This window comes from Aeromonas sp., assembly GCF_050633025.1.
Taxonomy (GTDB): domain Bacteria; phylum Pseudomonadota; class Gammaproteobacteria; order Enterobacterales; family Aeromonadaceae; genus Aeromonas.
Window position 1 is genome coordinate 1 of record NZ_JBODRQ010000188.1, and the last position, 4902, is coordinate 4902.

The following is a 4902-nucleotide window of genomic DNA, read 5'->3' on the forward strand; positions in this document are numbered from 1 at the left end:
TAACAAGAGCGGCATCAGGCATTCATCAGGCGCGCCGTCGGCCTTCCCCTCCTGCTGTGGCTTTATTCGAGGTTTTGTCATGAGGTATGGTCTCTTCCCCAAGCTGGCGCAACGCTGGCTTTCCCCGTTTTTGCTCGGTGTGTTGGCGTTGCCGCCGGCATACGCCACTATGGTGGAGATGGCACCCCGCTTGTCGGATCGGCAGGTGCTGGTCAAGGGTAATGGTGGTGAACCCGACTCTCTGGATCCGGCGCTGATGCGTAGCGGTTTTCCCGCGGAAGAGGTGTTGGTGGATCTCTTTGAAGGGCTGGTCAGCGAGGATGGCCAGGGACGTATCGTGCCTGCCCAGGCTGTGCGTTGGGAAGAGAGTGAAGATGGCCTGGAGTGGCGGTTTTTCCTGCGCCCCCAGTTGAAGTGGTCCAATGGTGAGCCGCTGGTTGCCGGTGACTTTGTCTACGCCTGGCGCCGGCTGCTTGATCCTGCCCTCGGCTCCCCCTCGGCGACCTTGCTGCTGACTGCCGGGATCAACAATGCCCAGTCCATCTATGCCGGTGCGCTGGAGCTCGCCAATCTCGGGGTCGAGGCGCAGAGCGAGCAGATCCTGAAAGTTACTCTGGAACGACCGGTTCCCTATTTCCTGCAGCTCATCAGCCAGCTGCCATTCGTGCCGGTCAATCAGAAGGCTATAACCCATTTTGGCAAACAGTGGACCGAGCCCGGCAAGCTGGTGAACAATGGTGCTTACCGCTTGGCAAACCGGGTGACCAATGAGCGGCTTGAGGCGGAGCGCAACAGCCATTACTGGAATGATCGTCATACCCGCATTCAGCGTGTCACTTACCTACCCATCGCCTCACAGCATGCTGAGCGCTTGCGTTATGAAGCGGGCGAGATACAGCTGACCAACCGGGTATCGCCCGACTATTACCAGAAGATGAAGCAGAGCGATCCGCTGCGAGTCTGGGGATCGCCGTTGTTAGGCACCTATATCTACACCTTCAATATGCGCCGCCCCGAGTTGCAGGATGTGCGGGTGCGCCAGGCGCTCTCCATTGCCATCGACCGCTATCAGTTGGCCAAGTCGGTGATCGGCCAGGAGGCGCTGGCGGCCTGGTCTCTGGTGCCTGATATGCCGGGTTATTCCCACCTCTCTCTTCCTGTTGCTCTGGAGGACCAGATGACCCGCCAGGCCAGGGCTGTTGCATTGCTGACCACAGCCGGTTACAGCAGTGCTCATCCACTCAGGCTGAGCATTACCTACAACACGGCTGATACCCACAAGAAGATAGCCAACTTGATTGCCGGTATGTGGCGTCAGGTGGGGGTGGAGGTCACGCTCAACAATCTGGAGTGGAACAGTTACCAGGTTGCCAAGGATAGCGGTGATTTTCTGGTGGCGAGAAGCTTTCTGTTCGGTGATTACGTCGATCCCTCGGCAATGCTGAACAGTTTCCGCTGCCAAGATCTGCGCAACGAAAGCGGTTACTGCAATCCCGATTTTGATCTGTTGCTGGAACAGGCGGTCAGTACTCAGGATGAGAAGGACAGGGGTAGACTCTATCAGCATGCCGAACAGCTGCTGATGGATGAGGCGCCTATCATCCCCGTGTATCATTACAATCAGATGCGACTGGTTGACCCCACTTTGCACGGGCTGCCCAGCCAGAATTTGAAAGGGACGATTGCCACCAAGGATCTCTATTTCGGCCCGCTGTAAGGAGCACCTAATGAAACTGGCCATTATTTCCGACATTCACGGCAGCATCACGGCACTGGAGCAGGTGCTGTCACGGCTGGACGCCTGGCAGCCCGACCACTACCTGTTGCTCGGCGATCTGCTCAACCACGGCCCGCGCAATCCCGTGCCTGAAGGATACAACCCTGCTGCAGTTGCCGAGCGGCTCAACGAGCTGGCTCCCTATATCATGGCGGTGCGTGGAAATTGCGATTCCGAAGTGGATCAGATGCTGCTCGCGTTTCCCATTACAGCCCCCTACAACCAGTTGCTGATCGATGAGCGCCGCTGGTTTGTCAGCCACGGTCATCTTTACCGTCCAGACGAGGTATCGCTACCGGCAGGCAGTCTGTTCCTGAGTGGTCACACTCATGTGCCAGTGTTGGAGTGGCAGGGGGAGAGGGTATTGATGAACCCGGGATCGATCTGTTTTCCGCGCGGCGAGTTGCCCGCTAGTTACGGGTGCTATGAGGACGGGGTGCTGCGTATCAATGCGTGTGAGGACGGACGGGAGTTGCTGCAACTGGCGCTTTAACACAGACAGCAAAAATTCAAGGCCCTGTAAGAGAAGTCAGGCCTTGATACCGTAGGAGCGGGTGCCAGAGCGAGTATTTCCTTTGGCGTCATAAGTCAGGCTATTGCGATCGCGCAGCTGACTGAGAAAGGTTGCCAGACGACGGTTGGAGACCATGCTCAATTCAAGCAATCGACCGTTGATATCATTTTGTGCCTGGCAGGCATCCAGTTTTGCACGAAGCTGCGCCACCTCATCGGGATAGGCGGCCAGATGCAGTGCCAGTTCCGGCATATCTGCCAGCGTCTTGTCCAGGGTTTCTATCGCAGCAAGCAACTGCTGTTTGCGCTCGGTCAGTGCAGGCAGGGCCAGTACCTGATGCTGCTCGAGCAAGCTGAATTCCTCTTCCAGAATGCCTTGCATCTGGCTGAGGTAATCATCTTGAGTGTGCAGTAACGAAGGTAAGTCCATCATCCCAGAACTTTGTCCAGATTGGCCTCGAAACTGAACATCTTCTTGGCAACAGCGTCGCTGTTGACCTGATATTCGCCACTCGCGACGGCTTTTTTCAGTCGTTCGACCTTGCTCTCATTGCCGGTCGAGGCGGTATTGAGGTTTTGTTGCATCTTTTGCAATTGTTGCGCCTCACTGGTCAAGGAGACGGAGTCCAGCTTGACAGTAGCCGCTTTGTTTTCGGGCGATGAGGTGACTGACTTGCTGCCTGTCCCCTGGCTATTAGCGGTATTTTGCAACCGATTATTCGCCAAGTTGTTGATATTGTTGATGGCCATTTTAGTTACCTTCGTCTGCTTTAAGGTTTGCTTACCTATTTATCGGTCCGGCAGGTCAAAACTTTAGAAAAAAGTTGCCAAGGATCCGGATTTAAAAAGTGACCGATACGGCACCTACTGCACTGACTTTACCCTCAACGGTTTTGCCGGAGCGAATGTTGACGAGTTTGATGATCTCTCCGAAGCTGCCATCTTGCAAGGCTCGAGCCATGGTTTTGATCTGGAAGTTGCTGTTTTCTGCCGTCAGGGTGACCTGATCTCCTTTGCATACCACACAAACCTGGCTCAAACGGATGGGTTGCCCAGGTTTTAGCTCCCGCTTGCTGCGAACTCCGATAAGAGGGGCCGTGTCAGTCAGGTAGTCGCCACGGATCAGGGTTTGATCCTGATAGGCCAAGACCAGCTGGCTTTCACTCAGCAGGTCCCCCTTGGCGATGGGGTTGGTCACGGTGACATAAGGCTTTTGAATACTGACCCGTACCGGGAGATAGACGTCCCAAGGTTTGTCTTCCTCACATTTAAGGTAAACTGTTGTATTACGGCGAATTTCCATTTTTGCTGGTAAGCTGATGGTGAGCAGATCTTCGCAGCGGGTCAGTGGGAGCCGTTCATCCAGCGTGGCAGAGGTGACCTCAGCTCTGGCATCCAACGGAATATCCAGCTGGCTGTAAACGAACTCTTGTGCCTTTTCTTGCAGATAAGTACTGACGTCCGAGGCGTAGCTGGAAGATATGCTGCCAAAAAAGAGGCTGATAAGTAAAAGTCGGTTAATCATTTTCGCTCGTTGGTCGATAACTTGTTCACGCATATCATCATATTTAACTATGATTGCTTCAGAATCTGTTCGTTGTCACATCGATAGTCTGACGTAATCCATCACGCATGCATGATCAATGCCAAGCGTTTTTAGGGAGAGTTTATGGCCAGTATCCTGGATTCGGTCAACCAACGTACCCAGCTAGTGGGACAAAACCGACTGGAGTTGTTGTTGTTTCGTCTCAATGGACGTCAAAGATTTGGCATCAACGTATTCAAAGTGCGTGAAGTGTTGCAGTGTCCCCCCTTGACCGTGATGCCCAAGCTGAACTCTTGCATCCGCGGGGTGGCCCATATTCGTGGACAGACTATCTCGGTCATCGACCTCAGCATGGCGGTTGGTAAACGCCCGATTGATGATCTGAGCAAATGCTTCATTATTATCTCCGAGTACAACCGCTCTATTCAGGGTTTTCTGGTGCATTCGGTCGAGCGCATCATCAATATGAACTGGGAATCCATCCTGCCTCCGCCCAAAGGTGCAGGTCGCATCAACTACATGACAGCCGTGACTGAAGTCGATGGCGAGTTGGTCGAAATTCTTGATGTTGAGCGGATATTGAACGAAATTTCGCCGGTTGCAACGGATGTAAGTGAGGAGTTGGTTCAGGCCAGTGTCGACCACCCGACTCTGGGGCGTCCTGTGCTGGTTGCAGATGACTCCTCTGTGGCGCGTAAACAGGTGCAGCGTGCTCTTGAGGCGATTGGTGTCGAGTGCGTATTGGCAAAAGATGGCCGCGAAGCATTGAACATGTTGCTGGAGATGACCCAAAATGGTCCTATCAAGGATCAGATTGCGCTGGTTATTTCGGATATCGAAATGCCGGAAATGGATGGTTACACCTTCACTGCCGAAATCAGGAATAATCCCAATCTCAAGGATTTGCATGTTATTCTGCATACCTCACTCAGTGGAGTATTCAACCAGGCTATGGTGCAGAAAGTCGGTGCGAACAATTTTATCGCCAAGTTCCAGCCTGATGAATTGGCTAAGGCCGTACAAAACGCACTCTAATAAAGAAGAACAGCTGCATGAAGACACTTTC

At 53.5% G+C, this 4902-nt stretch carries 6 protein-coding genes; 3 read left to right on the plus strand and 3 right to left on the minus strand.

All coding sequences use genetic code 11. The annotated features are described in order from the left end of the window. The first annotated feature begins 79 nt into the window (after positions 1-79). Together ACRAUW_RS16770 and yfcE are read left to right on the plus strand one after the other, a co-directional pair. Positions 80-1717, plus strand: a complete 1638-nt coding sequence (locus ACRAUW_RS16770) for a peptide ABC transporter substrate-binding protein (protein ID WP_431363189.1) — start codon at positions 80-82, stop codon at positions 1715-1717. A 10-nt stretch (positions 1718-1727) separates the two neighbouring features. Next, the gene (yfcE, locus tag ACRAUW_RS16775) at positions 1728-2270 is read left to right on the plus strand and encodes a phosphodiesterase (RefSeq protein ID WP_431363186.1); all 543 of its coding nucleotides are present in this window, start codon (positions 1728-1730) and stop codon (positions 2268-2270) included. A 36-nt stretch (positions 2271-2306) separates the two neighbouring features. Here the strand turns inward: yfcE and ACRAUW_RS16780 are convergent, their stop codons facing one another. The 3 genes from ACRAUW_RS16780 to flgA all read right to left on the minus strand — a co-directional run bounded on the left by ACRAUW_RS16780 (position 2307) and on the right by flgA (position 3815). Beyond that, on the minus strand, positions 2307-2723 hold the full coding sequence (locus ACRAUW_RS16780; protein ID WP_431363187.1) for a flagella synthesis protein FlgN: 417 nt from the start codon (positions 2721-2723) through the stop codon (positions 2307-2309). Next, entirely contained in the window at positions 2720-3040 is a 321-nt protein-coding gene (gene flgM, locus ACRAUW_RS16785) for a flagellar biosynthesis anti-sigma factor FlgM (protein ID WP_005334177.1), read from the minus strand. The genes ACRAUW_RS16780 and flgM overlap by 4 nt, the downstream gene beginning before the upstream one ends. 91 nt (positions 3041-3131) lie before the next feature. After that, positions 3132-3815 (minus strand): flagellar basal body P-ring formation chaperone FlgA, encoded by a 684-nt coding sequence (flgA, locus tag ACRAUW_RS16790; RefSeq protein ID WP_431363190.1) that lies wholly within the window; start codon positions 3813-3815, stop codon positions 3132-3134. A gap of 144 nt (positions 3816-3959) precedes the next feature. On the opposite strand from flgA, the gene ACRAUW_RS16795 reads away from it, so the two are divergent. Continuing rightward, on the plus strand, positions 3960-4871 hold the full coding sequence (locus ACRAUW_RS16795) for a chemotaxis protein CheV (protein WP_431363188.1): 912 nt from the start codon (positions 3960-3962) through the stop codon (positions 4869-4871). The last annotated feature ends 31 nt before the right edge of the window (positions 4872-4902 follow it).